The sequence below is a fragment of the Embleya sp. NPDC001921 genome, from assembly GCF_053594475.1.
Genome location: NZ_JBSFEO010000049.1, coordinates 61375 through 87455 on the forward strand (window position 1 = coordinate 61375; position 26081 = coordinate 87455).

The following is a 26081-nucleotide window of genomic DNA, read 5'->3' on the forward strand; positions in this document are numbered from 1 at the left end:
AAGGGTTATTTCAAAATCCCCAAAGTCAGACGGGCAGCATCAGATCGCCCTCACTGATGGTGTACGTCAGCAGGGGGTAGACGAAGTCCGTTTCATTGTTCTCACGGCGCCGTAGTTGGTAAAACTCCCGTCTCTGCGCGTCGTCGGCTGACATGAGGCGCGCACCCTGCGGGAGGTACGCACGTCCGTCGTGAAACCGAACGAAGGTCTTTGACGTTCGAAAGGTCACACCCAACCATTGATTGTCCACCATCCGGACGCCGGGCGTGTCCAATACGATTTTGTGCCTGAATCGCCGATTCGAGTCGACAGAAAACGCGACGATACTGTTGTGGGCGAGGGGGATCTCGAACTTCTCGCCACCGGACCCCTTCGACTCGAAGATCAGCTTCCTCGCCGAGCTCGATTCGGGATGTTGATAGCAGGAGAAAACAGCGATAAACGACTCGTCGGCCAGATCTAGGGCCTGGTCGGAATGACTCCCCATGGTTGTGTAAGCGTTCGTGTAGCTCTCGATGAGAGCGTTGTTGAAGCCGACCGAAAGCGCCGCACGTTCTTGAATCTGTTGCGCCAACCGTTCGTGCACCGCCCGGAAACGCTGTGCCGGGTTGCTGTATCGAGTGGTAGTACGTACGAGAGGAACACCCCCACCCGCCTCGTCGATCCTGGTAAGCACGGCGCCTCGCCGACCTTTTCCTACGTCTTCCAAATGGGCGGACGCGGACAGCTCCGCAAAGAGATTGTCTTCGGCCGGCAAGGCGCACGAGAGGATCTCATCCGAGATCCTAGACTCGGGGGGCAACGTAGTCTCCCGTGTTCATACTGAAGAGAAATTTGTCACCGTAATCAATGAAGGACGAGGTCCTGTTCTCCTCGGCGTACAGCCTGCGCAGCTCGTCCATGCCGGCCGGTGTGGGTGGCCCCAACTCCACCAAATCTCCGGCCACTTTTTTGAGGAACGTGTGGCCGTTCTTGTGAACGGCTTCGGCACTCGAACAGCGCACCACATATCCCAGGCGGGTGGGGAGCAACTCGGCGTCCAACGTTGAGGGCCGGACTTCGTGCGTATACAGGCGGTTGGTGGACAGCGGCATGAAGAACACGGAGCCGGGATAGAGAGTCACGGTGAACTGCGAAGGGAGCACGACCCCGTCGCGTTCTTCGGTTGGCCCCTTGAGGCGAAATTGGAGTTTGGTCAGCCCACTGGCACCTCTGACACCGTAGTCGAATGCGTCTTCGGCCAGCGGCTGCAGCTTGTCGAGCCGGTCATAAAAGGTACAGAAGGCCATGATGCCATTGACAGGCATGTCCTTGGTCTTGTCGGCATGGGCCGAAATCTTAGCCTTGGACTGCTTGCGCTCCGCCGTGGCAAGGGTGTTGTGGTAGATCTGCGCGAGGACGTGATTCAACGGTGCCTGGTTCCGGAAGACGACGGCGGCCTCACGGTTCAGAGCCTCGACGATGCGCGTGTCGGTCGGGCGAAAGCCCTCGGTCGGCCCCGAGAGATTCGTCGAGCACCTAAGCAGGCGGAAATGCAGTCCGTCACCGTTTTGCGTAACGGGCGTCAGATAGATCCCGCTGCGATGGGCCGTTCCAGGCTTGGTGGACTCCGTCAGGGACTGGAACACGTGCTCCGCACGGATCCGTCCGAAGTAATCGTCGCCGAGCTTGAAAAAGCGGCGATAGTACACGCCGACGCCGTGTACGCGGATGGGAACTCGGCCGAGATCGACGAGGGTCCAAGGTGCGTCGACGCCCTCGTGGTAACCGTGTGACAGCTCCCGGATAACGAATACCCGGTCAGCCGCATGCAGTTCACGGCCACTGATCCGGGATATATCGCCGCACAGGTAGACGGTCTTCTGCGCGAGGCTAAGCGAACCAGAGGCAAGCTCCTCTGGCGTGATTACAGACCCAAAGAAATCCCTGATCAAGTCATTATCTTGCAACATCGAAGACGCAACCAAGATGTTGCTCGTATCCTCGATAGAGGCTTCTGTCAGCTCTGTTGTGTACATCCAACGGTACCTGCCATTCGCGGATCTTGACGGATTACTCAAAACCGTGGACATGGCAACGGCCCGCAATCTTTCATTTGCGTTGCGAAGCGCAAATGAAAGGAGACGGACCGTTGAACCTTGATGCTCTCACGGGGCCCGACAGCGGGCAACGGGGTTCTGCCGTACGGGGCGGTGTGCGGAGCTGCTCTCGGCAAGGTCGTGAGACCGGAGCGGACGGCCCGCAGCGATCAGGCTGAACCGGTCGGTGATGCTGCGGCCTGCCTGATGCGCCAAAACCTACCGCAGGAGGTCGCGGGCGCCGTCTTCGGCGCCGGCCGTCCACATCACTGCTCACCTCCACTCGCGAGGGGACTTGAGCACCTCGACGAAGGCCTGCGTAAGTCGACCCGGTTCACCCCCACTTGCGTGGGGACTTCGCCGGTTCAGCACGGACCTTTGGGTCTACGACCGGCTCACCTCCACTCGCGGTGGGGACTTCTCCGTGCCCAGGGCCACGCAGCCGGTGCAGGGCGGCTCACCCCCACTCGCGTGGGGACTTCGTGTTGACGCGCCCGGACCCGGCGGCGCCGCTCGGCTCACCCCCACTCGCGTGGGGACTTCCTTGCTGACCTGCAGGTTCTCGAGGGCTTTGCCGATCCGTGATCTGAAGCGGGCTATTGCGGCAAGAAATCTGCCTGAATCCGGTGCGTAGATCAACGATCGCTCCTGGACAAGGAGTTGCGGCATGGTTTGTCCTGCCACACCGTATTTCGGATGTATGCGTCGTCTCGGATCCAGCCAGGTAGGCCCTGCAAGATGGAATCACCGCCGACGCGTGCGGAAAGGGACCTGCCTGGCCGCGCTGCGGACACGGGAGCAAGAATACGAAGCCTCGCTTCGATCACCTCACGACCGGGAGAACTCGTTCGGGCGGCGTCGGTAACCACACTGGCCCGGTCGTCGGCGTCCAAGTGCCCGTGGCTCCGGTTGGGCGGCTCTCCGCGGAGCAGTGGGCGCACACTCCGAAGGCCGGCCTCCGGAGAGCTCCAGCCACGGCATCGGACCAACGACCACCGCAGTGCGTGGGCGTCCGCCGGCATCTGAGCAGCGTCCTCCCTGCGCTCGGCACGGCGCGCGGTCAGGACTCCGAAGGCTCGCGGGAGCACGTTGCGTCGGTCGTGATGTCAGTCATCGGCAGGCGCCCGTGTCGCCGGGATCGGGCTCGGGTCGGTGGTTCCGGACGGGTGCGTGCCGTACTGGTCGGATTGGAGGGTGAACATGTCGGCGTAGATCGCGCCGGCGGCCATGAGTTCGCTGTGGGTGCCGTGTTCGGCGATGCGTCCCTTGTCGAGGACGTAGATGTGGTCGGCGTGTTGGACCGAGGCGAGGCGGTGGGTGATCAGCACGACGGTCGTGCCGTCGGCGACGAGTTCGCGAATGCGCGTGAACGTCTCGATCTCCTTGCGGGCGTCCAGCGCCGAGGTGGGCTCGTCGGCGATGACCACCGGCGCGCGCCGGTAGCGTTCTCGGGCCAACGCGATGGCCTGCCATTGACCGCCGCTCAGTTCGACGCCGCCCTCGTAGTTGCGGTCCAGGAGGGTGTCGAGGCCGCGAGGAAGCTCGTCGACGACCGGCCGGGCACCGGCGTAGTCGCAGGCGGCCTGCAGCGCGTCCTCGTCGGGGGCGGTGTCGATGTCGGGGCGGCCGAGGACGACGTTGGCACGGGCGGTGAGGTCCCAGCGTACGAAGTCCTGTGGGACCAGGGCGACCTGGTCGAACACGCTGGTGCGATCCGCGTCGGCGACGTCGACCCCGTCCCAGGTGATGCTGCCGCTGTCGGGGACGTACAGACCCGCGATCAGTTTCGCCAACGTGGTCTTGCCCGAGCCGTTCTCCCCCGCGAACGCCACGATCGTGCCCTTGGCGAGGGTGATGTCGACCCCGTCGAGGGCCTTGGCGTCCCGGCCGGGATAGGTGAAGGACACGTCCTTGACCCGCACCAGCTCCGGCGGTCCGATCGCCGTGCCCCCGACGGGAATGGCGTGCCGATCGGCCAGGGCGCACGCCTCCTGGAGGTCGTTGGCGAACAGCGCCTGCTCGTAGAGTTGCTGGATCCCGGAGACGAGAACGCCCAGGCTGGAGGTACCGGTTCGGATCGCCAACACGGCCGTACCGGAGGTGGCCAGGTCGGCGCGCCCGCTCAGCAGCAACCACGCCAGCGTGAGGTAGGTCAGTCCCGACGCGACCCCGGACAGCGCGGACGCGGCCAGATCGGTGCCGGCCTCGGCCCTGGCCAGGCGTTCCTTCTCCGCCTCGGCGGCAGCCGCCATGCGCTCGTAGTGGTGCAACAGGTACGGCCCGGCGCCGTGCACGCGCACCTCCTGCGCGGTGCTCTGCGCGCTCAACGCCCAGCCGACCTCCCACTGCTGACGACCGTGATCGGTCCAGGCCAGTACCGACTCGTAGCGGCGCCGAGCCGAGCGCACCGTGCCCCACCCCGGCGGCAGGATGATCAACAGCATCATCGGCAACAACAGCGGATGCAGCACCGCCAGGACCGTGCCGACGGCCGCCAGCGACACGAGCGCGTTGACGACCTGCACGCTGTACGTGATCATCAACCGGCTCGCGTTCGTGCCGTACTTCGCGGTCGTCAACAAGCGCTTGAAGTCCGCGTCCTCCAACGTCGCCATCTCCACGCGCATCACCCGCCGCAGCAGTTCGACCTCCGCGAACCGCTCCACCTTCGGCTCCAGCCGACCCGTCGCCGCGGTGGACGCGGCCCGCAGGAGCGCCGCCAACACGCCCATCGCCGCGACGAACACGAGCGCGGGCGCGGCCGAGCGCACCCGGTCCGGGGTCGGTCCGGCACTGAACAGCTCGACGAGGATGCGATTGGTGCCCACCAGGCCCAGCGCGGACGTGACTCCTTGGCCGATCTGGGCGAACGCCACCACCAGCAGCGCGACCCGATCCGCGGCCCACCCCAGGCGCACCGACCGCGCGATCAGACTCGGCAGCCGTCGCAGCGTCCCGAGGAAGGAGAGCTCCACGTGCGCGCCGCGACGCAGGTGTAGGTCCCAGGTGGGCTTGAGCTTGCCGCCGAAAAGCTCCCGGCCGCTGGCATCGCCCACGGCCATCGCCTCCGCCGCCCGGTTGCGCCGCGCCCGGCGCAGCCGCGTCACCCGGCCACCGCCTCGAGGTCTCCGCCGGCCACGACGCCCACGATGGAGCCGGCCGCAGGCGCGAAACGGGGCCGCGCGTCGCCGAGTACGCGAGGCATCGTGCAACCCCCGGCGAACGCACCGCGGGCATGCGACCACCGATGGTCGTCGATCGCGCAACCATGCCCCGAACCGGTTTCCACCGCTGGCGTGTTCGCCTCGGTGATCTCCCGCGGCAGGTGAAGGTGATGTCGGGCGGCGGGTGACAACGGGGCCGGCTCGTCCCGGCGCAGCCGGGTCGCCTGGTGCCCGGGCTCGACCCGCACCCAGACCGCTCCTAGATTCCCATCGCCGCGTCCGGAAAACGCCACCGGTGCCACCGGCGCCACCGGCGCCGCATGCAACGCATGCGCGGCGCCGGGCGACCGCTCGGCCGACTCCGCCGAAACAGCCCGCTCGTTTACAAGCCGACATCGCCCGCCCGAGGTCGCGGGCGTCGCAGAAAGGAGAAGCATCAGGCAGGGCGGATACGGCAGTTGCGAGCGTCCGGCGCGATGCGGAAGTTGCCCTATCCCTGACGACCTCGCGTCTCCCACCGGCCGGGCGCCGGCGCCGAAGTCACGGATCACGCTCACGCCGTCACGATCGCCGTCCGGGTCCGCCCGCGTCGCCATCGGCTCACCGGCAAGGCCCACCGGCGCCTCGCGGGAATCCGCGTTCTCCCTCGGCACTATCCCGCCATCGCGCGGCGACCGGTCCACCTCCACGGACGTCCACGGATCGCGAACGTCCAGCATGTCGGGCAGCGTTGGTAGCGGCATCGCGTCTCCTTCGGCAAGCGTGTCGTACCCGTCCGAGACGACACCCTGGACCCATACGCAACCAGCCGTACAGTTACAGGCCGTCAACCCCGCGTGATCGCCGAAGATCTGCATCCTCGGGCCTGTCCGGTGCTAACGTGCCGAAAGCCCCATGCCCACACGACAGCCGTGAAGGACCCATGGACACCGCCGCACCCCACGCATGGCCCGTCTCCTGCAAGGGCGTCGTCCTCGACCACCAGCGGCGCGTCCTGCTCCTGCGCAACGAACGCCGGGAATGGGAACTCCCGGGCGGACGCCTGGAACTCGGCGAGGAACCCGCCCAATGCGTGATCCGCGAGATCACCGAGGAAACCACCTGGGACACAACGGCCGGGCCCCTGCTCGACACGTGGGTCTACCAACCCGTCCCCGGGCGACACGTCCTGATCGTCACCTACGGCGTCCACCCCCTCGACACCACCACCGCACCGATCCTCAGCCACGAACACAAGGAGATCGGGCTCTTCGGCCGGACCGAGATCGCCGACCTGTTCATGCCGGACGGCTACAAACGATCCATCGAGACCTGGTACGAACACCCGCACCGGGCCGCCTGACCCACTTCATACCCGAGAACCCCTTCGGCCACGATGCGGCAATGGGCCCACCCCTGCCCACCGGGCCGCCCTCGCCACCGCCCGCAACCTCACCCAGCTCCTGCGCGCCACCACCGCGCCGTCAACACCCTGCCCAGGCGGTTTCCGGCGAAGTCCCGGGAGAACCACCATCGCACGATCCCCGAGACCGACCCGCGAAGGCGGGCGGGCGGCTGCCTCGGCCTCCCCCGGACGCATCACCGGGCCATCGCCGACCAGGGCGGCTGGGCCCGCCACGCACGGGCCCTCATAGCGATCCGGTTCCGAGGGCCGTCGCGTGCGGTTGCCGAAGTCGAGGCAACACGGCGTCGCCGCTTGCGACGACGGTGTGCCTCTCTGGCGGGTCCGTCCCGTTCCCGCCTCGACCATGGATGCACCGGAGTCGTTCGGCGAACTCCGGAAGACCATCCGCATGCGGAGGTTGCCGTAGCCCTCGGCGGCGTTCCCGCCCCGGTTCCTCATGACAGGGCGGGCTCTGTCGTGCCGCCGAAGGCGCTTTTCGATGCGATCACTTGTTGTGCTCGGGGCGTCCGCATCGCTGCCCGAAAGTGGCAGCATCTGCGGATGCGCCGGAATCCCCATCTCGTCGTGTCCGTGATCGCCGCCACGTAGGGCCTGTCCTCGATGGGGGACCAGATGGCCATGGTCGCCCTCACTCTCCGATTACATGACCAAGGGCAATCCGGAGCGGTGATCTCGGCGCTGGTCATCGCGAGCGTGTTGCCGATCGTCGTGGTCGGACCGTTGGCCGCCCCCTTGATCGACCGGGTGGAGAGCAGCCGGTTGATCGTCGTGGCGACCGCTCTTCAGGCTGTCGTCGCAGTCGGCTTGGCGGTGGTGACCAACACCGTCGTCACCATCGCATTGTTGGCGCTGCTGGGTGTCGGGCTCGCGGTCGTCTCCCCCGCTTTGCAACTCCTGGTTCCCGAGATCGTGGGTGAGGAGGGCACCGCACGCGGATACGCGCGGCTGGAAATGTTTCGTTCCGTGGGCGGTGTGGCGGGTCCGGCCCTGGCGGGTGTTCTGGTCGCGGCGTTCGACGATCGGGTCGCATTGCTGTGCAACGCGGGGTCGTTCGCCATGATGGCCGTCGTGTTCCTCGGCCTGCGGGTGCGTCGCGAGCCGATATCCGGCGCCGGTGACAGGCCAACCTGGCTCGTTCAAGTACGCGCGGGCGTGGGCGTACTCGGTCACGACCGCCTCCTGCGGACTGCGATCCTGGCCCTGGCCTCGGCGATCGTCTTCACCGCGATGCTCAACGTCGCCCGGGTCTTCTTCATCCGCGACGATCTACACGCCTCGGACACCGGCTACGGCGTCCTGGTCACGGCCCATACGGTCGGCACATTGCTCGCCGCCGCGCTGATCGCCTCCCGGGTCCCACTCGCGTGGCAGCCGCGGGTCCTCGTCGGCGCGGGCCTCTTGATGGGTGCCGCATTGCTGATCAGCGCGACCGTTCCCGTGTTCGCGTTCGCGCTGGTCGCCTTCGTTCTCACCGGTGTGGCCAACGCACTCCAGAGCCTGGCGATCCGTAACCTCATCCACGCCCGCGTACCGGCGGAGGTCCGCGGCCGCGCCTTCGCCTCCTCGAGCGCCGCCCTCAACGGCGCCAATCTGACCGGTACCGCCCTGGGTGGCCCGGCGGCCGGCCGACTCGGCGGCGCCGGAGCCCTGCAACTCGCGGGCGCGGGTACCCTCTTGGCCGGCCTGGCCGCGGCGCCCGTCCTCCTTCGTCGACCGGCGGCGTCCGCCGGGGTGGCCGATTCTCTCGCCCCACGAGCCGTCGAGCCCACCGCAGACCCATCATGATCACCTTGTGCGATTGGACCGTCGACGGCACGCGGCACATCCAACCAGCGGTCGGCATCGCGACGACCGCGGAGGGATCGTTTTCACCGTGAGAGCCCGGTAGTAGCCGTCCCGGTGCCCCGCTCCGACAGGACGTCGGAGTCGACCCGACCGGGGACCGAGTACACCCGTCGGGCCCGCGCCCGATGGGTCTTCGGTCCGGCATGGACATCGACATTGTCCGGGACGTCGTGCCGCTCGACCGGAAAGCCTCGCAGAAGCCGTTCGACGCCCTCGTCGGCGCGGACCCGGACGAAAGCGGACAGCGTGCGAATGGTGTCGAGATCCTAGAGCGCGGCAAAGACATCGGCCATGGGGGCGAAAGCGACCGAACTCGAAGCCACAGGCGCAGGCTTCCGCCGAACGCCGCCGGTCGGTCAACGACCGTACCCGAGACGGGGACGGAGACGGAGACGGAGACGGCCAAGATAAGCCCGAAAGGGATCGCCTCTTCAGCGCAGCACGCCGGCCCAGTGGTCCAGGACCGAGGGAAGTTCCCTGGCCTCCACCCATGCCCGGAACAATTGGTCGCCCCGCTGTTTCGGAGCGCCGGTGTGCACGGAGACGATCACACGGTCGTGCATGAGCGCATCGTCTCTGCACCTGTGGTCCTCCGTCCACACGGACACGAACCCCTGTCGGTATATCAGCGGACCGACCTCGTGCATCTCCCCGACCCCGGAGCCTCCATTTACGTCCATGTACCGGGACCCTACGCCCCAGGGCACGGTGATCACTCCCGATCGCCGCGAAGGGCCTCCCGAGGATCCGGAACCTTGGGTATGAAATCGTCCGCGGTCCCCCGGGCGCGCGGCCGAACATTCGCCGGCCGGCGCACCGTTTCCATCGTGCTGTCGCGTCGCACGCGAGCGTACTCCCGCGTCGTTCCAGGGTGGGCGAGCGTCGCGAACGCCGTCGTCCACAGAGTCGGGAGCGCGTCGGGATCGAGGTCGGCCTGCGCCGGGACGGCCTGGCCGGTCGTACCCCGAGAAGGTCGAAGTAGTGGCCCGCCATTGCCACCGCGAACCATTCGGCGCCGGTCGTCGCGGCCGGCCTTCCCCTCTACGGCATCCTCGCGGTGGTCGCGTTCGTGGGACGACCGGCGCCGCGCGATCCGTGCGATCCGTGCGGCGCGACCGCTCGGATCACGACCGCGGCCATGTCGTGGTTCGACGGGTCCGCACCGACGTGATGCCACCTCGGTTGGCATCACGCCGGATGGCCACCCCTTGTCCGACGCGACCAACCGGGCGTGTCACCACGCGAGGGTGCGAGAGCGTGCAGGCGAGTTCCGCGTCTACGGGGCGAGGTGGCGTGCCGCCTCCTCGACGAAGGCATCGACCGCGGCTCGGGCTTCCTCGGTGCGCCGATGGCCGTCGACGTCGGGTTTGTGCGTGTCGATCGCCTTTTCGCGGGCGTCGGTGGCCAGCGCGACGAGGCCGGGGTCGGCGCCGAGCAGGCGTAGTCGGAAGATGGCGCCGCGGCTGCTGGTACGGGTCCGGTCGGCCTCGGCCTTGAGGTCGGCGAGTTCGGCGGCGTTGCCGGGCCCGACCTCGAGCACGCGTCGCGCGCGCTGGACCCCGCGGAAGTGCGTGAGCAACTCGGCGAGTTCGGCGCACACCGCGAGGCGCTCGGCGCGCAGCCGATCGGTTTGCTCGACCTGCGTACTGCGTCTGCGCTCCCGTAGCGCGAAGAGGTGAGTGGCTGCGGCACCCAACAGGGTCCCGACGACGGCGACGGCGGCCGTGAGGATGACTTCCATGACCGCATCCAACCGGCCGCGTACGCGCCGGTCCAGAGGGGCGGGCTCGGCGCCTACGGCCCGACGCCCTCGGTGGCACTGCCCTCCCACATCCCGATCCTCGAAGTAGCCCGGAACAGCAGGCTGTTCGCGCCGTGTCCGCACCGCTTACGCAGCTTCTCGGGCTTCTTGCCCTTCTCGCCGCCGGCGGTGATGAGGCCTCGCCGGGCGGAGAGGCCGGTGAGCTACACGACCGGGCCGGCGCGTTCGGCGGTGTGCGCGTGATGGCAATGCGACAGCCATCGGAAGACGAGCCCGCGTTCCGCACGGCCGACCAGGTCGACCTGGCCGACCTGGTCGGCCGCACGGAACGGAGGTAGCGCCGAGGTAAGCCCAAAGCCGCCAGTACTTGACCTTGAGGTCCGGTCCGTACGCGAGGGCGCCATCACTTCCTCGACGCTGCTCAAGCGGCTGCGCCTCCGGGTCGCCCAAGAACTCCACCAACACCGCGTTCCGCGAGCTCGGCCGCGTGATCCTCACGGTGCAGCCGCTGCGCTACCGCTCGAACGCGCCGTTTGGCCGACGGGTGACCGCGGCGACGAACAAGGTCGAGTCGTTCAACCGGTTCTCCCGGCAGGTCGGCTTCGGCAACCAGGGCGTCCTCGCCAACGACCCCATCGAGCAGGAGGCTCACATCCCGCCGTAGCCGACCCGGCACATCAAGCGGTTCGGCGAGTACTCCACCCACGAACCCGGCATCCGCCCCGAGGCGTCGGCATCCCGCCCGAGGCGTACGAGACGAAGCTGGACGTCGACGTCACCGCACTGCGCGACGAGAACCCGCCCGCCGAGAGCTTCGGCGAAGCGGCACCCCCAGCGAACCGCGCGAGCGAGCCACGCCCGCCGGCGTGGGGCGGCGGGTGCTACTTCTCGGCCGTGCCGGGTTCCCCGCCGATGGATTCCTGGTAGACGTCCGCGTTGGTGGGCGAGTCCTTGATCAGGTCGTCGCAGAACGCGGCGACGTCATCGCCCGTGAGTTCCAGGACGTTCCTGCCCGCGGCGACGCCCTCATCGAAGAAGTCGACGATCCCGGGGAGCAGCGGCCCGTCGGGCAGGTCGACCGGTCCGACCTTGAACAGGTACCCCTGCATCTCCTTGTAGACGATCCGGTAGTCCGGCGGGAGTGCCTTGACCCGAGCCATGTGTGCCCGCCACTGCTTCTTGCCCTCGATGATGTCCTGGATGCCCACGTCAGCCTCCCAGCCGGCTCAGTTTCCTTGCGACGTTGCGGTTCAACTGCTCGCGCCACCGGTCGCGATGGGTCCGAGCCCCTTCTCCACCGGCCAGCGCCGTGCAAAAGCCCCGGATGTCGTCGCCGAACACCTCGTGGACGCTCTGCCCGTCCGCCGCTGTTTCCTCGAGCAGCCCCAGGGCGGCGTCGAGGATCGGCGTCAGGTTGCGGCCGGTGAAGTCCGCATGGGGGAAGAGGTGGACCTTGATCTGTTCCCATGCCGCTCGGTGGCCGTCCGGCAGGGCCTGGGCCCGGGCTTCGAACGCCGTCCATTCCCTGGTGAGATCGCTGCCTGTGACGGTCTCCCGGAAGTTCATCTCCCGCCTCCTTTGAGCCTGTCGATGCGTGATGAGACGTACTGCCATTTCGCCCAGAATTTCGCGAGTTCCTCGCGGCCGGCGTCGTTGAGCGCGTAGAACTTGCGCGGCGGACCGACCCCGGAGGGTCGTTTCGTCACCTGGACGAGTCCGTTCCTCTCCAGCCGCAGCAGGATGGTGTACACCGTCCCCTCGACGACGTCGGCGAAGCCGAGTTCGTTCAACCGACGGGTGATGGCGTACCCGTAGGTTTCCTCGCTGCCGATGATTTCGAGCACGCAGCCTTCGAGCGTGCCCTTCAGCATCTCCGTCAGGTCGTCCATCGCGATTCCCCCTCGACCCCATCGGTACTACGTGCCACCGAGTACCACTATACGGTACCACCGAGTAGTGGAGAGTGGCAGCACCTCCGACGGGGCACCGACCCGGAACCGATCCGCGAGGACCCGGGCTCCGCAGCGGCGGCTGCCTCGACGGCCCGGATCGGATCGGTAGTCGGCGGGGCCTCGTACGTCATCACCGCAACGCCCCGATCCCCGACCTCCCCAAGGGACTTGCCGTCCGGCTCGCGCCTGTCGGCAACCGGTCGAATGACGGCAGACGCCGCAGGCGTCCCATGGACCCGGATTTCCGGGCCCGTTGGCGGCGCGAACCAATCAGATCCGTGGTCGATACTCCTTCCTCCCGCCCGAGATGCCCGGAGGACTGCGATCCCTGCGTAACCCGGAGGCCACGAACGAGGTATGACGCCGCGCCCCGGCGGCGATTCGATAATCCGTTTGGTAGGCCGTCGGCCGGGTGCACGGAGTCGTGCCGGCGCCGGCCGCCGCACCCCTGGCAGCCTTCGGCGACCGCTGGGGCGGCCCCACCCCCGGGCGCTTCCTCGCCCACCTCCCCGTCTTCGCGCCGGCGTTCGGGCTGCACGTCCGGGTCGGCCCGGGCGCCGTAGGCATCCGATGCCTCGCGATGCTGCCCTGTACCCGATCGACACCACACGGATCCCTGCCATGGCACCTGGGATCGTTCCCAGACTGGTGCGAGACGGCGGGCCTGATGCGCAGCGCCGGCCTCGCCTGCCGGTTCCGTCATCACGACATCCGGAAGCGACTCCACTGAACGGAGCATGCCCCCGGTCGCGCGGCGCGGATCCGCCGTAACACAGACAGCATGCGGCCCTGGTCGGCACGCCATTGGCCGGACGCCTGTTGTTCGCATCGCTGCTTCTCGGGGCGGCCGGCTGTCGCAAGCATGTGCGTTGAGGAGCCCGGTACCTACGAGGAACTCGTACTGTCGCCGCTTGCTCGGTGCTGCCCTCATTGCCGCGTCCGGGCGGTGCCGCACGCAGCAGTCCACCGGCGCGTTCCAGGTCGGCGGCTCGGTCGCCAGGGACCTGATGTGTCGGTTCGGAGACCGGCGGGCGTTGTGTCGCAGGAGCATGCCGACAGACCAGGCGGACCCGGGTCGGGTCGGCGAAGGCCTTGAACCACGAGGCGTATGTGGCGGCGGTTTGGGCGTCGAGGAACTGTGGTGGCTGCGAAGTCCCTTTCATCGTCAATCGACGACAGTCGATCGTTTCGGTTCGCCACGACCGGCGAAAGCGCGGGCCCGCGACACCCGCGGCCGGCGGATCTGTTGGGCGTTCGTTCCGTTTGCCGCGGTACGCCCGGCGTTCACTTGGCCGCCCCCGGACGGCCAACCGTCGGCCCTACGGTCCGGGGAACAACATAGATGCCCTTCGAAATGAGGCCGCCATGCCCGTTGGTCAATCGCCCGTCGCCGACCCGGACGACGTCGCGTCGAACCCGTCCGCGAACCGCACGCTGGCCGAGGTTGTCGCGTCCCGGCGCACGGTGCTGCGCGGGTCGACCGTCGCTGCGGCGGGCTTCCTCGCCGGAGCCGGTGTGCTGGGAACAGCCGGTGCCGCCGCGGCTTCCGGGGCCGACGGCACCGACCGTGGGCGCCCGAGCGGCAAGCCCCGCGGGCTGCTCGGCTTCGCGCCCGTCGCGGTGTCCAGCGCGGACTCACTGGTCGTGCCGCCCGGATACACCGCGGACGTCCTGATCCCGTGGGGCACGCCGCTGAACTCGCGCGGGCCCGCGTGGCGCAAGGACGCCTCCAACTCCGCGGCGGACCAGGCGCAGCAGGTCGGCATGAACCACGACGGCATGCACTTCTTCCCGACCGGGCGGGGCCGCGAGTGCGACCGGCACGGCGTGCTGGTGCTCAACCACGAGTACGTCGACCAGGCGCTGCTGTTTTCCGACGGGCCGGCGGTGATGACCAAGGAGAAGGTCGACAAGGCCCTGGCCGGCCACGGGGTCACCGTGGTGGAGGTCGCCGAGGAGCGCGGCCGGTGGAAGGCGGTCGACTCGCGCCTGAACCGCCGCGTGACCGGCGCGACGCCGGTGCGTTTCTCGGGCCCGGTGGGCGATGCGCACCCGGCGCTGGCGGCGAAGGGCCCGGCTCGCGGCACGCTGAACAACTGCAGCAACGGCGCCACGCCGTGGGGCACGTACCTGGCGTGCGAGGAGAACTGGAACAGCTACTTCGCCACCGACGACCCGTCGTGGAAGCCCGGCCCGGCCCAGGCCCGGTACGGCGTGGACAAGGTCGGCTTCGGCTACAACTGGCACAAGGCCGACCCGCGGTTCGACGTCGCCGCCAACCCGAACGAGCTGAACCGGTTCGGCTGGGTCGTGGAGATCGACCCGTTCGACCCGCGCGCGACCCCGGTCAAGCGCACCGCGCTCGGGCGCATCAAGCACGAAGGCGCCACCGTCACCGAGTCGCGCGGCCGGATCGTCGTCTACACCGGCGACGACCAGGACAAGGAGTACGTCTACAAGTTCGTCGGCAGCGCCCCGTGGCGGTCGCTGCGGGCCCGCGGTCAGAGCCCGCTGGACCACGGCACACTGTACGTCGCCAAGTTCCAGGCGGACGGGACCGGCCGCTGGCTCCCGCTGGTGTTCGGCCAGGGCGCGTTGACCACCGCGAACGGATGGGCGGACCAGGCGGACGTGCTGCTGCGCACCCGCCAGGCCGCCGACGCGGTGGGCGCGACACCGCTGGACCGGCCCGAGTGGGTTGCGGTGCACCCGCGCAGCAAGGACGTGTTCCTGACGCTGACGAACGGCAGCGGCGGAGGCCCGGTCGGGCCGCGTACGCCCAACCCGTACGGCCAGATCGTGCGCTGGCGCGAGGACCGCGGCGACAACACGTCCCTGACGTTCCGGTGGGACATCTTCCTGCTCGCCGGCGACCCGAAGTACGACCCCAAGGTCACCCTCCCCGAGGACCGCATCTTCGGCTCGCCGGACGGCCTCGCGGTCGACGACGACGGCCGCCTGTGGATCCAGACCGACATCTCCAACTCGTCGCAGAACCTCCCCGCCAAGGGATACGACCGCATCGGCAACAACCAGATGCTGGCCGCCGATCCGGCCACCGGGGAGGTACGCAGGTTCCTGACCGGCCCGCGCGGCTGCGAGATCACCGGCATCACCTTCACCCCCGACCACCGCACGATGTTCGTCAACATCCAGCACCCGGGCGAGGCGACGACCGCGTGGGGCGCGCCGACCCCGGAGAATCCGCGCGCGGTCAGCAACTGGCCCGACTTCGACCCGGCCGGCCGCCCGCGCTCGGCGACGATCGTGATCCGCAAGCGCGATGGCGGCGTGATCGGCACCTGACATCCACGGGACTCGCACCGGGGCATCGGAGACTTCGGACGCCCCGGTGCGGCCTGCGCGGCGTGGCCGCGACGCCGCGTACGGACTCTCACGGGTGAAGAGCCGCTGGATGTGGGTCTTGACCGTGTGCGAGGCGATGCCCGGCGCGGTGCCGATCTGGGTGTTGGTCGAGCCCCGGGCAATGCCGACGAGGATCTGTACCTGACGGTTGTTGGGCTTCGGCGTGCGGGCGTAGTGGGACAGGGGCGGGACAACGGACTCGGCGGAACGCGCGGCCTCGTAGGCCAAAATGCCGACCTGTTCCGTGGTGAGGGGCAACGCTTGGCGTCGAGCGGTTCCGAGGAGGGTGCGGTATATGCGACTGCGCAGTTCGGGTGCGGAAGCAGTGCGAGGCATCGCTGGTGTCTCCGTCGAGGGAGTGTGCGAGGCCGTCCCGGTTCGGATCACATGCCGTCGGCTCCAATCCCTCCCGACCAGGCAGCTCACGTTTGCGAGGGTCGTCGATCCGGTGCGGACGAACTCGATTGACGGGGTCGGCATTATGCCTGGCATGGGTACGGACATCAGCGGCTTCCTGGAGTACCGGGCGCCGCAGGGCGATCAGGAGTCGACCTGGCGCACCGCGCACGACCTCGGCTCTCTTTACGGGAACCGTGACTACGATGCGTTCGGTTGTCTCTTCGGAGTCCGCAACCATGCGAACTTCCGTCCCTTGGCCGCAGGCCGAGGTCTGCCCGCCGATGCCTCGGCAACGGTGAGTGCGCGGTTCGCGCAACTGACCCGGTGGTACGGCGAGGACAGCCTTCACGGCACGACATGGATCACATGGGCCGAGGTGAAGGCGGTCGACTGGGACGAGCGTGCGGAGAGGCCCGACAGCCGGCTTCACCAGTACCGCCGGACCGCGAACGGGCTCAGGCTGACCGGCAAGTCGTCCTGGAGTCCCGCATTCGCCGAGGCTGTCGGTCTCCGGAGAGGCGAAGACCGGGAGTGGCCCGAAGGAAGTGAGTGGTTCGTCGGGGACACGCTCTACAGATCGGTCACCCTCCGCCGCAAGGACGCCATCACCGAAACCGGGGAGTGGCAACCCGTGTGGAAGGCCATGGAGTCGCTTGCCGCACCACACGGTGACGACAACGTGCGCTTGGTCGTGTGGTTCGATTCCTGATCTCGTTGTCAAAGCGGCGAGGGTAACGGGTGGTGCAGGCTGGTAGCACCGGAGGCCGCCCGCGGTGCGGGCCTGGGCTCCGACGGGCTGCGCTCCGCGCGCTGTGTGTCGCCGCCACCGAGGACTGCCCGTTCCACCCACGACGCTGCGTTCCGTCGGGCTGCTGCCGCGCCTGGTCGGCAAGGTCGCCTACGCCACGATCACCGGAGCGAGCCGGACTGCTCCGGGTCGACATGGTCGGCGGCGCCCCCTCGGGCTCGGCCGGGTCCCCGGTTGCCGCGCTATGCGGAACCCGCGCGCACACAACCCCGTCATCGGCTCCCGGGGCCGGAAACGGCTGCACCCTGCCGAGGCCGAGGGCCGCCGGTCAGTCGCCGGCCACGGCCTCCACGACGGACAACACCGTGGGGGTGTCGAGGATGCGGTTCAGCCGCAGGCCGGCCTCGGCGAACAGGGCCGCGAACTCCGGTGCGGTGCGCTCCCGGCCGGCCAGGGAGGCCATCATCATCAGGTCCAGAGTCTTGGCCTGGTGCCGGGCGTTGCCGGGCGGGATGACGGCGTCCATGACCAGGACACGCCCGCCGGGGGCCATCGCGCGGCGGCAGTTGCCCAGCAGAGCCACGCAGTGCTCGTCGTCCCAGTCGTGGGTGATCCGCTTCATCATGTAGACCTCGGCGCCGTCGGGGACGGAGGTGAAGAAGTCGCCCTCGGCAAGCCGCCAACGTCCCGCGAGATCAGGGGAGTCCAGGCGGTGGCCGGCCAGCACGTGCTCCCGGTCGTAGAGCACGCCGTGCAGTTTGGGCCGGCCGCGCAGGACGGCCCGGAGCAGACCGCCGTGGCCGCCGCCGACGTCGACCACCACGCCGTGCTCGGGGAAGTCGTACGCGTCGGCGATGGGCTGGTCCTCCGGGTCGGACATGGCCGCCATGCCGTCGTGGAAGATGGCCGCCGTGGCGGCGTCCCGGGCGAAGTGGTCGAAGAACGGCATCCCGAAGATCGCGTCGAAGGCCGACCCGCCCTCGCGGAGACAGCGGTCCATCTCACCGGCCGGCAACCACATGGTGCGGTCGGTGATCATCAGGACGGCGGACCGGACGGACAGCGGGGCGTCGCTGCGCAGCGCGCTGCCGGCGGCGGTGAGCCGGAAGGCCCCGGTACCGTCCTCGGCGAACAGGCCCCGGGTGGCCAGAAGTCGCAGGACCCGGTGCAGGTACGCCGGGTCGGTGCCGGTCGGGCCGGCCAGCTCGGCCGGGGTGCGCGGGCCGTCGGCCAAGTGGTCGGCCACCCCGACGGCGGCGGCCGCCCGAAGCGCGGCCGGGTACAGGTAGGCCATCGCCTCGTCGATCAGGTACGCCGCCGAGGCGCGGCCGTCCGGATCGGCGTCGTCGTCGGCCGGTCCGACACCGTCGGCGGGTCGGGGCTGGACATCACTCACCGGATGACCTCCTCGTCGTGGGGGCAGCCGTGCTGTCGCCTCATCGTGGCAGCCGGTGTGCGACACGGATGCCGATTCCTCGCTTTCCGTTGGTGCCGGGGACGTCCCGGTCGTTCTCGCGCCTCCGGTACCTGCGTAGCCTTGCCGCATCCCTCCCGTCGCTCTTTCCCCCGTCACACCTGGATTACCGAGACCGCCCTCGCCCGTCCGAACCGAACGTGGGCATCTGAGACCTGAACCCGGACCTCTGGCGCACGTCCCGAGGCGCGAACGCGGGTCCTGCCGAGACGATGTGGGCACCCGTGCCCGTGGAACGCGCGTCCTGGACGTGGAGTTGACCGCCGCCCGCCGGTCGCAAGCGGCACCCGGGCGCCGGAAGAAGCCGGGGTGTGGCGAGCGCCGGGATGCACAGGCCGTCCTCGGTCGGGGGCCGGTCGCGAGCAGCCCGAACCCATGGCGGAAAATGACGACATGCCGCTCAGTACGTACGAGGTCGATCTGTTCGAGAGCTCCAGGGGCCGGTTGGAGGCCATCGCCTACCGACTCCTCGGGTCGGCGGGCGATGCCGAGGACGCGGTGCAGGACACGTTCCTGCGTTGGCACGCGGCGGACCGGTCGCATATCGAGACGCCCGTGGCGTGGCTGACGAAGGTGCTCACCAACCTGTGCCTCAACCAGCTCACATCGGCGCGCGCCCGGCGCGAGACGTACGTCGGCCAGTGGCTCCCGGAACCGGTCCTGGCCGGAGACCCGATGCTGGGTCCGGCCGACACGTTCGAGCAGCGCGAGTCGGTGTCCATCGCGATCCTGACCCTCATGGAGCGCCTGTCGCCCAATGAGCGTGTGGTGTACGTGCTGCGCGAGGCGTTCGGGTACGCGCATCGGGAGATCGCCGAGATGCTCGACCTCACCGAGTCGAACTGCCAGCAGATCTACCGGCGCGCCCGGCAGCACGTCAGCACCGAGCGGGCCCGGACCGAGATCGACGCGGCCACCGCGGCGCGGATCGTCGAGCAGTTCCTGGCCGCGGCCCTCAGCGGCGACACCGAGCCGCTGATCCGGCTGCTCGCCGACGACGCGGTCACCGTGCCCGACGGCGGCGGCAAGATCGCGGCCCGCAGGACGCCGGTCCACGGCGCGCTCGCCATCGCGCGCTACATGCGCGGACTGTTCCGGCCGAACGAGCACAAGCGGGCCTTCGTCGGCGGCGCCCCCGCCTTCCACGCCACCGTCGTCAACGGCGCCCCGTCCGTCCTGATCGAGGTCGGCAACCAGATCTTCGGCATCCTCTCCCTCGATGTGACCCCGGACGGCATCTCGGCCATCCACGTCCAGGTCAACCCCGACAAGCTGCGGCACATCACCCGCCGGTGGGCGGCCACCGGACCCCACTCGCCGCTCGCCGCGGAGTGGTGACCCAGGTCACATTCGATTCCTGTCAGGGATCACGCCGCCGTCCGGTTCAGGGGGTGCAAGCAACCGGAGCCGGACAGGAGCGTCCCACCATGAACCGCACGAGCCACACGAGCCGCACCAGCACCAAGCACCGCGTCGTCGTCCTCGGAGCGGGGTACGCCGGCGCCGTCACCGCCGGCCGTCTCGCCAAGCGCCTGCACCGCGACGAGGTCGAGATCACCCTGGTCAACGCCGAACCCGACTTCGTCGAACGCATCCGCCTGCACCAACTCGCAAGCGGCCAGGACCTCCCCCGGCGCCCGCTGCGGGAGATCTACGCCGACACCGGCGTGCGGGTCCGCATAGCGCGGGTCCACTCCGTCGACGCGGACCGCAAGACCGTCGAACTCACCGACGACAACGGCACCGAGGCCCTCGGCTACGACACCCTCGTGTACGCCCTCGGCAGCACTGCCGCCGCAAGCGAGGTCCCCGGTGTCGCCGAACACGCCCACAACATCTCCGGCAGGCAGGGCGCACTGCGCCTGCGGGCACGCCTGGCCGAACTGGCCCCGGGCGCGAGCGTGTTGATCGTGGGCGGCGGCCTGACCGGCATCGAGGCGGCCTCCGAGATCGCCGAGGCGTACCCGAACCTGCACGTCTCGATCGCCGCCCGAGGCGGCCTCGGCGACTGGCTCGGCGACAAGGCCCGACACCACCTGCGCGGCGCGTTCGCCCGGTTCGGCATCACGGTCCACGAGGACACGGACGTCACCGCCGTCGAGGCGGACCGCGTCCTGACCGCCACCGCCGGAAGGATCCCGGCCCAGGTCACCGTGTGGGCCAATGGCTTCGCCGTACACCCCATCGCCGCCGCCAGCACCCTCGAAGTCTCCGACACCGGCCGGATCGTCGTCGACGCGACACTGCGCTCGATCTCCCACCCGGACGTCTACGCCGTGGGCGACGCCGCGTTCGCGATCGGCGCGGGCGGCAAGCCGCTGCGCATGTCCTGCGCCGCCGCGAACCCGATGGCCTGGCTCGCCGCCGACGGCCTCGCCGCCCGCCTGACCGGCCGCAAGGCCCCGGAGAACGAGATCGGCTACAAGTTCCAGTGCATCAGCCTCGGCCGCCGCGACGCGATCCTCCAACACGTCACCCCCGACGACCAGGCCAAGCCCAAGGCGATGACCGGCCGAAACGCCGCCCGCGTCAAGGAACTGATCTGCTCCGCCACCACCTGGAGCCTCACCCACCCCACCAACATGGTGCCCTCCCGCCGCCACCACATCACGGCCCCCACCGCCGTGCGGCCCGAGCACGTCACCGCGTAAACCACCCGCGAACCGCGCGGCGCCGCGCCCAACGGCGCCGCGCGCCCCCACCCGGCGGACCGGATCGTCCACCCCGCCGACCACCTCGGAAATCCGAAGCAGTCGGCGCGCGGCAAGACACGTGCCTCCGGAATGCGCCGGCGGGCCCGCTTCCTTCACCCCGACTGCTCCGCCGGCGTGGCGGCCCGGGCTTGTCCGGGACATGTCCCGAACGGGGTTTGGCCTGGCTGGGACAGCCGTGTGGGTCTGAGGATTGGCCTGCACCAGCAGTGCGGGCCGCTCATGAGCGACAACCCGTGCTCGTGCAGAGGTGCGCGGCGCCGGTCCGGCGTCGTCCGTACCGGCCCATTCGACAATCCACCCGGAGGAGTAGAAATGAAAAAACTCAGGGGCACCACGCGCATGGCACGTCTGGCCGTTCCCGCCGGCGTCGTCGCAACCGGCCTGGCCTTGACGCTGCTTGCCGCGGCTCCGGCGAGTGCGTACGCGAGCCACACCGTCTACTCGGAACACTCGGCGAAAGGCGGCTACGGCACCTCGAGCGCCTTTCTGACGGGTGAGGACTTCTGGCTCAGGGTGTGCGACAAGGGGACGGCGGACGGCTACCGCGCCGTCGGCCGCCTGTCCAAGGACGGAACCTCCTGGAGCGTGACGCAACACGCCGCCAATGGAAGCGGCTCCTGCGTCGGCGGCTCACAGGACGGCACGACCAGCGGCTTCCTGCCCCAACCGTTCCGAGGCAACTACACGATGACGGTCTGTCTGCGCAACGGCGCAAGCGGTGCGGACTTCAACTGCAACGACACGTCGTTCTACTTCGACGGCTCGGCCTGACCGGCCATCGAACCCGACCACCCGAGAACCTCGCACCCGCGACCGCCGACCGAGAGCACAGCCCGGCCAAAGTTCTCCCGCCTCGGAGCCTGCCCACGAGATGAGGCCTTGCCCCGGCCATCGCCGGCAGTGTGAGTTACGGCGCAAGCTCCGCAAGAGCCCAAGGCCGACACAGGTGCAGGCGCAGACGCAGGTGCAGGCGCCGGCCTTGCGCCCCGTGCTGTACTCGATAGCCTGCACCAACCCGATCACCGGTGTGGCGGCCTCGAAGCACGCCATACCTCGTACAACGCGGCAACCGGGGTACGGGCCTTCGTGGGAGCCATGCTCGTCGTGCCGGCGGTGGGTTGGTACATCCGGATGAACCTCACCCGAGCCGCCCGGATTTTTCGGGGTTCGGCGGTCCGCGGATGTCGAGAACGTGCCGCCGGCTCCGTCCCAGGGGCGTCTGCGGCCACCACCGGCCACAGCGGGAAGAAGGAGGAACCGGCATGGCGATTCAGCGGATGGACAACGTCGGCATCGTCGTCGAGGACATGGATGCCGCCATCGCGTTCTTCGTGGAACTCGGTATGGAGCTGGAGGGCAGGGCGGAGGTCGAGGGCCTCGTCGCCGACCGGTGCACCGGACTCGACGGCGTCCACTGTGACATCGCGATGGTCCGTACCCCGGACGGTCACAGCCGGCTCGAGCTGGCGAAGTACCGCAGCCCCGCGGCGATCAGCGCGGGGCCGCGCAACAGGCCGCACAACGTTCTGGGCACGCACCGCGTCATGTTCGCCGTCGACGACATCGAGGACACCGTTGCCCGCCTGCTCCCTCACGGCGCCGAACTCGTCGGCGAGATCGCTCGGTTCGAGGACAGCTATCTGCTCTGCTACCTCCGTGGCCCGGAGGGCATCATCGTCGGACTGGCCCAGCAACTGCGCTGAGAACCGAACTCGCCGACCTTGTTGGGCTATCCGGTACCGGCGTCCCCTTGGACGAGTCGGCGTATCTGCGTGCATCGCTCGCGGTGACGTTGCGTTTCGACGGCGGCGGGTCGTGCGGGCAGCGAGACCGGGCCGCCGCCACCTGGGGCGGCGGCCCCGCCGGGGCGGGCCACTCGCCGGTTGCGCCGGCAACGGGTCCACGGCCGTCGAGGAACGCCCACCTCGGCCCCGGCCCCGGCCCCGAGAGCGTGCCTTCCGCAGAACCGAACAACCGCTGTCGGATCCCGTGAACGAAACGGCGGCACCGAACCCGGGAAGGACTCGTCGATCGCCGCGTCTTCGATGGTGATCGCGATCATCTGGACCGGCACGGACCGCACAGGCATGCTCAACGCGGCCGTGGTCGACACGGCGCCGTTGTAGACGACCGGCCGCACCACCATGGCGAAAGCCTGCCGCCGAGGCGCGCGTTCGCGCGTCGGCGAGCAGGCGTCCCGGCACCGAACCGCTGCGGCTCACGCGGTGTCCGACGTCCACGGCTCGGCGTGGCGAGGCACCCTGGTGCGCTTCGCGTGCACGATCGCGGTGCGACGCGGCGCGGCGCGGTACGGCCTTCGATTGATGCCCGAAGCGTCGTACCGAGGTGGACCGTGGTGCACCAGCCGCCATCGCGACGGGAAGTGGTGCACCCGCACCCCATGCCGAGCCGAAAACGGTGCACGGCGGCCGTGTCGCGGGGCACCGGGTTGCTTCTATCGTTCCGGTCACGATCACGCGGTCGGGATCATGAGGCCCTCTGCCCCACGGTCCGTCCTCCCCGAAGCACGCCGCCTCCGGCGGCCATCCCACACGAGGTGGGCTTCCATGAAGCTGCGCACCAAAATCCTGAGCATCCTCAGCACCACGGCCGTGCTGGCGGGCGGCGCTACGGTCCTCGCCTCCCCGGCGAGCGCCGAGTGCACCACCTGCGAGCCCACGGTGAACGCCACCGTCTACACCAACGGCACCCGGGCCGGCGAAGTGCGGTTCAAGTCCTACGGTGAGCACCTGTACGTACGCGACTTCAAGCAGGACGGCATGGCCGTCGTCGCCGAGTACTACGTCGGCAACGACGATCCGCTGTACCGCGCACGCAACACCGTCGGGGTCGGCTACACCCTGGATGTGGATCTGGAGATCCCGGAAAGGTGGATGATGCAGTTCCGGGCCTGCGTCTACAAGGGCAGCACCCGTGTGACCTGCAGCGGGTGGATCACCGACTACGCCTGACCGGACCCGCTCCGGATCCGCTCCAGACCCGCTCCGGCCGCACGACGGCCGGAGCATCGGGGCGCATCCCGCCGAGTGCGGACGCCGTCACGGGCGGACAGCTCCTCCACCGACTCCGAAGCGGGAAAGTCCGAGTATTCGAGGGCCCGTTGCAGTCCGCCGACCACCCATTGCCCTGCTTCGCCCGGGAGACGCTCACATCGGCGGCGAGCGCCCGGCCCCGCGGCGGCGCGTAGTGCCGCGAGCGGACAAGTCCGGGTCTCCGAGGCGCCACCGAACACGAGAGGTCCTGTAACACTGGTTGTCGAAGGCGGGCTATCCCGCTTTTTCCATGCCCGGTGGCGCTCTCGTGCGCTCCGCCTCGCTGCGTGGCGGCGAACGTGTTACGCGACGCTGTATGGCCGTGGACCGCCGATCGCCTCGTTCATTCGCGCGGCCTCGTCGAGCGAACGCTGGACTCCCTTGCGGCTGAACACAGCGAGTTGGAGGGCGAGGCTGTAGACGGCCATGGTGTGGATGCGGTCGCGGATCTCCGTGGTGTTCGCGACCTCCTGCATCTTCACTTCGCCGTTGGCCAGGCGCAGGGCGGTGACGGCGACGGCGAACTCGTGCTCGGCCGGTGCGAGGCAAGCCACCGCGTCGACCTCCCGCCGCACGGTCGCCGGGTTGCACGGGCGCTCGGTGTCGTCCAAGACCTCGCGGGTGTCGTTGTACATCGTGATGAGCACGCCCGCGGCGTACTCCAGTTGGTCCGGCTCCAGGTTCGCGAGGTGCTCGATGATCGCGGCGCGGTCTCGGGATGCGTAGGCGCGCATCAGGTCGAGTGCCCGCCACGCGGCCTCGTTCATCCGGGGGTCGGTGAGGTGCTGGAAGTCCTGCATCGTGTCTCCGTACGCGATCGGACGTCGGTGTCTGCCGGGGTTCGGGTCGGGGCACGGCGGCGGTCGGCTCCGGGTCGAGGCGCTTGTCCGTGTCGAGGCGGAAGGTGCCGTACGGGTTGACGTTGGACCGGAACAGCGCGGCCGGGCCGCGCCGGTCCTCGTCGCTCAGCTTTTTCGTCCGGGCCGGTTCGGCCGAGAACCTGCTGCACCGGCAGGGTGTCGACGCGCACGAGCGCGGACCGGAGCAGATGCAGGGCGGGCACCGGCGTCTCGGCGTGCTCCTTGCCCCGGCCGGTCAGGGCGCCGTCCTGGCCGTGGTGGAGCACGGTGTTCGCGCTGTTCCGGCTCTCGACGACCTGGAGCCCGCCGTGCGTTCGCGGCGCGGGCCGGGGCCGGCCGGATAGTCGCGGGCGAAGTAGATCATCACGCCGCTGCCTCCGTAGCGGGCGTGGTACTCGGTCGGTCATGAGGTTCGAGGTCCGGGGGACCCGAACCTCTTCGAATCCGGCGCGCAGGCGGCGCCCCGGCCCCACCAAGCGGTGCCAAGGGCGACGAAAGTACCGTTGACCGGCCTGGTGACGGCGGCCATGGCCGGCGGAGTCTCACTTCTCGGGTTTCAGCCCCGCAGAGTGGCGATGGCCTTCTCGATGCGCCGACGGCGCGTATCGGGCTTCTTCGCGCTCTCGATGGCGCGCACATGCTCGCGCTTGTGGCTGTACGCAAGGTTGTCGTACGCGGCGCGGGCGACCGGGTCGTCGTCCAGGGCCCGGGCGAAGTCCGCAGGCTCGACGACGACGCGCGGCTCGGTGTCGAGCTCCAGCTCGACCTCGACCTCCTCGCCGATCGCGACACCGGCGGCCTGCCGGTTGGCGTTGCTCAGGCCCAGCAGGTGGCGCCCGCGCAGGATGGCGACCCGGCTCTTCCAGGAATGCCCGTTGACCGTGATCGTCACCGGCGGCCGCGCGCCCCCGCCGAGCGCTGCTACCACCTCGGGCGGAATTTCCAGGCCCCGCATGGGCTCGGGGGGCTCGACGAGGGTGCGAAACTTCATGATCTTTCTCCTGTTGTTCTGCCGGCTCACCGCAGATCCGGCTCACCGCGGATCCGGCCCGCCCGGCTCCGATAGCCGCTCCCACTTCCCACATCGGGACCACCATCGCCGTGCCCGGGACGGCTGCGGCACGCGCCGCGCCGTCCCGTACGGCTGTGAGGCAACAGATCGCGGCTATTCGGCGTAGGGCTGGTCGGTTCCCGGGGCGCTGTAGCCCAGGCTCCAGACGTAGCCGTCGGGGTCGGCGAAGGTGGCGCCGTATCCGCCCCA

At 69.1% G+C, this 26081-nt stretch carries 24 protein-coding genes and 1 pseudogene; 12 read left to right on the plus strand and 13 right to left on the minus strand.

Annotation, left to right across the window (positions count from 1 at the left end):
* Positions 1-25: 25 nt before the first annotated feature.
* The 4 genes from ACWCPW_RS40865 to ACWCPW_RS40880 all read right to left on the minus strand — a co-directional run bounded on the left by ACWCPW_RS40865 (position 26) and on the right by ACWCPW_RS40880 (position 6099).
* Positions 26-802, minus strand: a complete 777-nt coding sequence (locus ACWCPW_RS40865; RefSeq protein ID WP_449766682.1) for an alpha-ketoglutarate-dependent dioxygenase AlkB — start codon at positions 800-802, stop codon at positions 26-28.
* Positions 786-2018, minus strand: a complete 1233-nt coding sequence (locus ACWCPW_RS40870) for a hypothetical protein (protein WP_449766683.1) — start codon at positions 2016-2018, stop codon at positions 786-788. The genes ACWCPW_RS40865 and ACWCPW_RS40870 overlap by 17 nt, the downstream gene beginning before the upstream one ends.
* A 1166-nt stretch (positions 2019-3184) precedes the next feature.
* Positions 3185-5185, minus strand: a complete 2001-nt coding sequence (locus ACWCPW_RS40875; RefSeq protein ID WP_449766684.1) for an ABC transporter ATP-binding protein — start codon at positions 5183-5185, stop codon at positions 3185-3187.
* On the minus strand, positions 5182-6099 hold the full coding sequence (locus ACWCPW_RS40880) for a hypothetical protein (RefSeq protein ID WP_449766685.1): 918 nt from the start codon (positions 6097-6099) through the stop codon (positions 5182-5184). Before ACWCPW_RS40880 ends, ACWCPW_RS40875 begins: the two co-directional genes overlap by 4 nt.
* 65 nt (positions 6100-6164) lie before the next feature.
* On the opposite strand from ACWCPW_RS40880, the gene ACWCPW_RS40885 reads away from it, so the two are divergent.
* Both ACWCPW_RS40885 and ACWCPW_RS40890 read left to right on the plus strand, forming a co-directional pair.
* Entirely contained in the window at positions 6165-6584 is a 420-nt protein-coding gene (locus ACWCPW_RS40885; RefSeq protein WP_449766686.1) for an NUDIX hydrolase, read from the plus strand.
* Between the two features lie 663 nt (positions 6585-7247).
* Complete coding sequence (locus ACWCPW_RS40890; protein ID WP_449766687.1) at positions 7248-8432, plus strand: MFS transporter; 1185 nt, start codon at positions 7248-7250, stop codon at positions 8430-8432.
* A 491-nt stretch (positions 8433-8923) separates the two neighbouring features.
* Here ACWCPW_RS40890 and ACWCPW_RS40895 read toward each other — a convergent pair whose 3' ends face one another.
* Together ACWCPW_RS40895 and ACWCPW_RS40900 are read right to left on the minus strand one after the other, a co-directional pair.
* Positions 8924-9055 carry a hypothetical protein gene (locus tag ACWCPW_RS40895; protein WP_449766688.1) on the minus strand — a complete coding sequence of 44 codons (132 nt, stop codon included), beginning with the start codon at positions 9053-9055 and terminating at the stop codon, positions 8924-8926.
* Positions 9056-9768: 713 nt separating this feature from the next.
* Positions 9769-10233, minus strand: a complete 465-nt coding sequence (locus ACWCPW_RS40900; protein ID WP_449766689.1) for a hypothetical protein — start codon at positions 10231-10233, stop codon at positions 9769-9771.
* Positions 10234-10367: 134 nt separating this feature from the next.
* On the opposite strand from ACWCPW_RS40900, the gene ACWCPW_RS40905 reads away from it, so the two are divergent.
* Together ACWCPW_RS40905 and ACWCPW_RS40910 are read left to right on the plus strand one after the other, a co-directional pair.
* On the plus strand, positions 10368-10592 hold the full coding sequence (locus ACWCPW_RS40905) for a hypothetical protein (RefSeq protein ID WP_449766690.1): 225 nt from the start codon (positions 10368-10370) through the stop codon (positions 10590-10592).
* 35 nt (positions 10593-10627) lie between these two features.
* On the plus strand, positions 10628-10918 hold the full coding sequence (locus tag ACWCPW_RS40910) for a Tn3 family transposase (RefSeq protein ID WP_449766707.1): 291 nt from the start codon (positions 10628-10630) through the stop codon (positions 10916-10918).
* Between the two features lie 217 nt (positions 10919-11135).
* Here the strand turns inward: ACWCPW_RS40910 and ACWCPW_RS40915 are convergent, their stop codons facing one another.
* The 3 genes from ACWCPW_RS40915 to ACWCPW_RS40925 are packed head-to-tail and all read right to left on the minus strand — an operon-like array spanning position 11136 to position 12143.
* Complete coding sequence (locus ACWCPW_RS40915) at positions 11136-11462, minus strand: DUF1048 domain-containing protein (RefSeq protein WP_449766691.1); 327 nt, start codon at positions 11460-11462, stop codon at positions 11136-11138.
* A 1-nt stretch (position 11463) separates the two neighbouring features.
* Positions 11464-11820, minus strand: coding sequence for a DUF1048 domain-containing protein (locus tag ACWCPW_RS40920; protein ID WP_449766692.1), 357 nt, complete (start codon positions 11818-11820; stop codon positions 11464-11466).
* Positions 11817-12143 carry a PadR family transcriptional regulator gene (locus ACWCPW_RS40925; RefSeq protein WP_449766693.1) on the minus strand — a complete coding sequence of 109 codons (327 nt, stop codon included), beginning with the start codon at positions 12141-12143 and terminating at the stop codon, positions 11817-11819. The genes ACWCPW_RS40920 and ACWCPW_RS40925 overlap by 4 nt, the downstream gene beginning before the upstream one ends.
* A gap of 1428 nt (positions 12144-13571) precedes the next feature.
* Here ACWCPW_RS40925 and ACWCPW_RS40930 point away from each other — a divergent pair.
* Positions 13572-15512, plus strand: coding sequence for a PhoX family protein (locus tag ACWCPW_RS40930; RefSeq protein WP_449766694.1), 1941 nt, complete (start codon positions 13572-13574; stop codon positions 15510-15512).
* Between the two features lie 105 nt (positions 15513-15617).
* Here ACWCPW_RS40930 and ACWCPW_RS40935 read toward each other — a convergent pair.
* Positions 15618-16076, minus strand: a pseudogene (locus ACWCPW_RS40935) (helix-turn-helix transcriptional regulator); the annotation flags it as partial.
* Between ACWCPW_RS40935 and ACWCPW_RS40940 the strand changes: the two are divergent.
* Positions 16063-16680, plus strand: a complete 618-nt coding sequence (locus ACWCPW_RS40940; protein WP_449766695.1) for a hypothetical protein — start codon at positions 16063-16065, stop codon at positions 16678-16680. The pseudogene ACWCPW_RS40935 and the gene ACWCPW_RS40940 overlap by 14 nt on opposite strands.
* A gap of 367 nt (positions 16681-17047) precedes the next feature.
* On the opposite strand, the gene ACWCPW_RS40945 is transcribed toward ACWCPW_RS40940, so the two are convergent.
* Positions 17048-18115 carry a methyltransferase gene (locus ACWCPW_RS40945; protein ID WP_449766696.1) on the minus strand — a complete coding sequence of 356 codons (1068 nt, stop codon included), beginning with the start codon at positions 18113-18115 and terminating at the stop codon, positions 17048-17050.
* A gap of 471 nt (positions 18116-18586) precedes the next feature.
* Between ACWCPW_RS40945 and ACWCPW_RS40950 the strand changes: the two genes are divergently transcribed.
* The 5 genes from ACWCPW_RS40950 (at position 18587) to ACWCPW_RS40970 (ending at position 23879) form a co-directional block, all read left to right on the plus strand.
* Positions 18587-19531, plus strand: a complete 945-nt coding sequence (locus tag ACWCPW_RS40950; RefSeq protein WP_449766697.1) for an RNA polymerase sigma-70 factor — start codon at positions 18587-18589, stop codon at positions 19529-19531.
* An 89-nt stretch (positions 19532-19620) separates the two neighbouring features.
* Positions 19621-20844, plus strand: coding sequence for an NAD(P)/FAD-dependent oxidoreductase (locus tag ACWCPW_RS40955; RefSeq protein ID WP_449766698.1), 1224 nt, complete (start codon positions 19621-19623; stop codon positions 20842-20844).
* Between the two features lie 375 nt (positions 20845-21219).
* Positions 21220-21678 (plus strand): hypothetical protein, encoded by a 459-nt coding sequence (locus tag ACWCPW_RS40960; RefSeq protein ID WP_449766699.1) that lies wholly within the window; start codon positions 21220-21222, stop codon positions 21676-21678.
* Between the two features lie 491 nt (positions 21679-22169).
* Positions 22170-22610: a VOC family protein gene (locus ACWCPW_RS40965; protein ID WP_449766700.1), complete on the plus strand. Its 441-nt coding sequence runs from the start codon at positions 22170-22172 to the stop codon at positions 22608-22610.
* Between the two features lie 864 nt (positions 22611-23474).
* Positions 23475-23879 carry a hypothetical protein gene (locus ACWCPW_RS40970; RefSeq protein WP_449766701.1) on the plus strand — a complete coding sequence of 135 codons (405 nt, stop codon included), beginning with the start codon at positions 23475-23477 and terminating at the stop codon, positions 23877-23879.
* 383 nt (positions 23880-24262) lie between these two features.
* Here ACWCPW_RS40970 and ACWCPW_RS40975 read toward each other — a convergent pair whose 3' ends face one another.
* A complete protein-coding gene (locus tag ACWCPW_RS40975; RefSeq protein ID WP_449766702.1) occupies positions 24263-24760 on the minus strand; it encodes a hypothetical protein in 498 nt (165 codons plus the stop codon).
* Between the two features lie 89 nt (positions 24761-24849).
* On the opposite strand from ACWCPW_RS40975, the gene ACWCPW_RS40980 reads away from it, so the two are divergent.
* Entirely contained in the window at positions 24850-25164 is a 315-nt protein-coding gene (locus tag ACWCPW_RS40980) for a hypothetical protein (protein ID WP_449766703.1), read from the plus strand.
* Positions 25165-25376: 212 nt separating this feature from the next.
* On the opposite strand, the gene ACWCPW_RS40985 is transcribed toward ACWCPW_RS40980, so the two are convergent.
* The gene (locus ACWCPW_RS40985; RefSeq protein WP_449766704.1) at positions 25377-25811 is read right to left on the minus strand and encodes a YdeI/OmpD-associated family protein; all 435 of its coding nucleotides are present in this window, start codon (positions 25809-25811) and stop codon (positions 25377-25379) included.
* Positions 25812-26081 lie beyond the last annotated feature (270 nt).

Excerpts from the sequence above, each read along its gene's own strand:
- ACWCPW_RS40930 (WP_449766694.1), top strand. The coding sequence starts at position 13,572 with ATGCCCGTTGGTCAATCGCCCGTCGCCGACCCGGACGACGTCGCGTCG.
- ACWCPW_RS40970 (WP_449766701.1), top strand. The coding sequence starts at position 23,475 with ATGAAGCTGCGCACCAAAATCCTGAGCATCCTCAGCACCACGGCCGTG.
- ACWCPW_RS40880 (WP_449766685.1), bottom strand. The coding sequence starts at position 6,099 with ATGCAGATCTTCGGCGATCACGCGGGGTTGACGGCCTGTAACTGTACG.
- ACWCPW_RS40890 (WP_449766687.1), top strand. The coding sequence starts at position 7,248 with ATGGGGGACCAGATGGCCATGGTCGCCCTCACTCTCCGATTACATGAC.
- ACWCPW_RS40985 (WP_449766704.1), bottom strand. The coding sequence starts at position 25,811 with ATGAAGTTTCGCACCCTCGTCGAGCCCCCCGAGCCCATGCGGGGCCTG.
- ACWCPW_RS40965 (WP_449766700.1), top strand. The coding sequence starts at position 22,170 with ATGGCGATTCAGCGGATGGACAACGTCGGCATCGTCGTCGAGGACATG.
- ACWCPW_RS40960 (WP_449766699.1), top strand. The coding sequence starts at position 21,220 with ATGAAAAAACTCAGGGGCACCACGCGCATGGCACGTCTGGCCGTTCCC.
- ACWCPW_RS40900 (WP_449766689.1), bottom strand. The coding sequence starts at position 10,233 with ATGGAAGTCATCCTCACGGCCGCCGTCGCCGTCGTCGGGACCCTGTTG.
- ACWCPW_RS40895 (WP_449766688.1), bottom strand. The coding sequence starts at position 9,055 with ATGCACGACCGTGTGATCGTCTCCGTGCACACCGGCGCTCCGAAACAG.
- ACWCPW_RS40885 (WP_449766686.1), top strand. The coding sequence starts at position 6,165 with ATGGACACCGCCGCACCCCACGCATGGCCCGTCTCCTGCAAGGGCGTC.
- ACWCPW_RS40925 (WP_449766693.1), bottom strand. The coding sequence starts at position 12,143 with ATGGACGACCTGACGGAGATGCTGAAGGGCACGCTCGAAGGCTGCGTG.
- ACWCPW_RS40940 (WP_449766695.1), top strand. The coding sequence starts at position 16,063 with ATGGGTACGGACATCAGCGGCTTCCTGGAGTACCGGGCGCCGCAGGGC.
- ACWCPW_RS40870 (WP_449766683.1), bottom strand. The coding sequence starts at position 2,018 with ATGTACACAACAGAGCTGACAGAAGCCTCTATCGAGGATACGAGCAAC.
- ACWCPW_RS40920 (WP_449766692.1), bottom strand. The coding sequence starts at position 11,820 with ATGAACTTCCGGGAGACCGTCACAGGCAGCGATCTCACCAGGGAATGG.
- ACWCPW_RS40975 (WP_449766702.1), bottom strand. The coding sequence starts at position 24,760 with ATGCAGGACTTCCAGCACCTCACCGACCCCCGGATGAACGAGGCCGCG.
- ACWCPW_RS40950 (WP_449766697.1), top strand. The coding sequence starts at position 18,587 with ATGCCGCTCAGTACGTACGAGGTCGATCTGTTCGAGAGCTCCAGGGGC.
- ACWCPW_RS40955 (WP_449766698.1), top strand. The coding sequence starts at position 19,621 with ATGAACCGCACGAGCCACACGAGCCGCACCAGCACCAAGCACCGCGTC.